At 69.1% G+C, this 2,353-nt stretch carries 4 protein-coding genes; 1 reads left to right on the forward strand and 3 read right to left on the reverse strand.

Going from position 1 to position 2,353, the window contains the following annotated elements; translation table 11 throughout:
* Positions 1-765 precede the first annotated feature (765 nt).
* The 3 genes from VA596_RS50525 to VA596_RS50535 are packed head-to-tail and all read right to left on the reverse strand — an operon-like array spanning position 766 to position 1,551.
* Complete coding sequence (locus VA596_RS50525; RefSeq protein WP_323337977.1) at positions 766-1,074, reverse strand: hypothetical protein; 309 nt, start codon at positions 1,072-1,074, stop codon at positions 766-768.
* Positions 1,075-1,084: 10 nt separating this feature from the next.
* On the reverse strand, positions 1,085-1,360 hold the full coding sequence (locus tag VA596_RS50530) for a hypothetical protein (protein WP_323337978.1): 276 nt from the start codon (positions 1,358-1,360) through the stop codon (positions 1,085-1,087).
* Entirely contained in the window at positions 1,357-1,551 is a 195-nt protein-coding gene (locus VA596_RS50535) for a hypothetical protein (RefSeq protein ID WP_323337979.1), read from the reverse strand. Before VA596_RS50535 ends, VA596_RS50530 begins: the two co-directional genes overlap by 4 nt.
* Positions 1,552-1,662: 111 nt before the next feature.
* Here VA596_RS50535 and VA596_RS50540 point away from each other — a divergent pair.
* A partial coding sequence (locus VA596_RS50540) for a helix-turn-helix domain-containing protein (RefSeq protein ID WP_323337980.1) occupies positions 1,663-2,353 on the forward strand: 691 nt, incomplete at its 3' end.

The following is a 2,353-nucleotide window of genomic DNA, read 5'->3' on the forward strand; positions in this document are numbered from 1 at the left end:
TCGACCAGTGTAGCGCTGTGCGCCGGAACTAGTTCGCAGGCCAGGCGTCCCGTAGCACGAACGCTGTGCGGGGTGTTTCCGTCGGTACAGATGATCTTGTGAGGAACACGAGAACGCCCCCGACGCGGGGTCGGGGGCGTTCGTCTGTCCTCGGGTTCGACGCCGGTCCCGTCACAGCGGGGACAGACCTCGCGGCGGGCCCGGCCGCGGCGCTGGACCCACAAGCGCTTGACGCCCCGGCACATCCGGCACGCCTCGTCAGCCGGCGTAGCGGAGGCGCGCACGGGGGTTGGCTCGTCCGGCATGGCGGCTCCTCTCCGAGTACGCGCAGTGCCCCCGGCTGCGTGAACTGCCGGGGGCACTGGCCTCCACCGCCGAAGCGGCGGAGTCTTGGAACCCAGCCGGCGCGCCGCCTTGAGGGAGGAAAGGCAACGCGCCAGCCGGGAGCTACTGCGGTTCCCTCTGGGGACGACCTCGGGGCCGGATAGCGACGCCGGCCTGGATGAGCATCCGGCGCGCGCGGTCTCTGCCGATACCCCAGGGCCTGCCGACGACCGCGAGCGCCTCACCACGATCGCGGTACGCCGTGATCAAACCTTGGGGAGTCGCAAGCACCCGGGGCGCAGGTGGCGGCATCGTGGCGCCCGCCTCGACGAGGAGGCTGCGGACCTGACGGTAGGTCAGGCCGGTTTGCCGTTGCAGGTCGACGTTCGTCGCCCCGGCGTCGTACTGCCGTCGCAGCTCTCTCGCTAGCGGCCTCATGAGCTACTTGCCCCGAGCTGCCCGCGCCGGCAGCTCGGGACGTAGTTCGCGGTCGAGCCACCGGTCGAGCTCAGCGCGGCTCACCGACGCCTGAACTGCCTCGGCGTCCGGCACCTTCTCGGCGTTGAAAACGATGGTCAAGTCCTTCCGGGTAATCGTGACGAGGACTTCGACCACGTCGAGCGCGGCGCAGCAGCCGCGCAGAGCAGCCGTCCACGTCTCCAGGTCGCACAAGTCGCCGAGGTACTCGTGTCGGAACACGATCCAGTTGCCGGCCGCGAGCTTCTGCGCGAGCTCGTTCAGGTCGTTCACGTAGTAGGGCTCAGCGGGCACGGGGCACCTCCGCGGGGCGGGTCGTGTCGAGGCAGAAGGGGCACGCGGGGTGCGTGCGCGGCCCGACCTGTCGCCGGGTGATGCTCGGCCGGTCGTGCCCGAGCGGAGACGGGCGCCGTCGCTCGCACGCCGGGTACACCAGCGGCGGCCATTCCCGGAAGAGCTCGGCGTGCAGGTACAGGTGCGCATGGCCGTCGACGAACCCGTGCCACTCCCACCAGTCGCCCGGTGCCATCGCGGGCGGGCGGTCGTCGAGCGCGGTCATCGCTTCCCCGCATCGAACGAGCGCAGCGCGGCGCGGGCCGCGCACCAGCCCTCGTCGCTCATCTCGTCGATGGTCGCGCCGTGACGCGGCTCGTCGAGGTCGATTTCGTTCAGCCGCTGCCCACCGGTGTTGAACACCGATGCGCCGCTCCAGAACGTCTCGCGTTCGTCGTAACCCTGGTCGTCTGTCATCGGCCTCTACCCGCACGCTAGGTTGTCGATGCAGGTCACACACTAAACCTGCATATGCGACTTACACAACCGGGGAGCGATGCAAGATTCACGCGCGGTAACCTTCGCGCCATGAGTGGAACCGGGCCTGCCGCGTACCGCGTATCGCTGGGGCGGAAGCTCAAGCAGCTGCGCGAGGACTCCGGCATGGACCGCGAGACGGTCGCGCACGCGTTGGGTTGGGACCTCTCGAAACTCAGCCGAGTCGACAACGGCCAAGCGACACTCAAGGTCGCCGAGGTCGACAAGCTGCTCGACTTGTTCGGCGCCGACGAGGCCACGGCGGCCGAACTGCGCGAGATTGGACAGCAGGCCCGCAAGCGCGGGAGCTACGGCAAAGTCCCCGAGTGGTCGCGGCCGTTTCTCGGGCTTGAGCAGGACGCGGCCAAGCTGGAGATCTTCCAGGGCGAACTGATCCCAGGCCTGTTCCAGACTGAGGAGTACGCGCGGCGCCTGATCTCGCGATCGCCTGTGGTCGCAGCGGCCGACGTCGAGAAGGTCGTCGAGGCGCGGATGCGGCGCCGGAGCCTGCTCCACCGCGGGGAACCGCCGCGAGTTCACCTGGTCCTCGGCGAGGCTGCGCTCCACATCATGACCGGTGGCCGGCAGGTGATGACCGAACAGGTCAAGTACCTGCGCGAGCTCGCCGACCTCGAGCACGTCACGATGCAGATCTTTCCGTTCAGCGCCGGCGAGCACGCGTCGCTTGGCGTGGGCTTCACGTTCCTGACGCTCGACCTCGGCGGCAACCCGACTCACTGGG

The organism is Amycolatopsis heterodermiae (assembly GCF_034929455.1).
GTDB classification, from domain to species: domain Bacteria; phylum Actinomycetota; class Actinomycetes; order Mycobacteriales; family Pseudonocardiaceae; genus Amycolatopsis; species Amycolatopsis heterodermiae.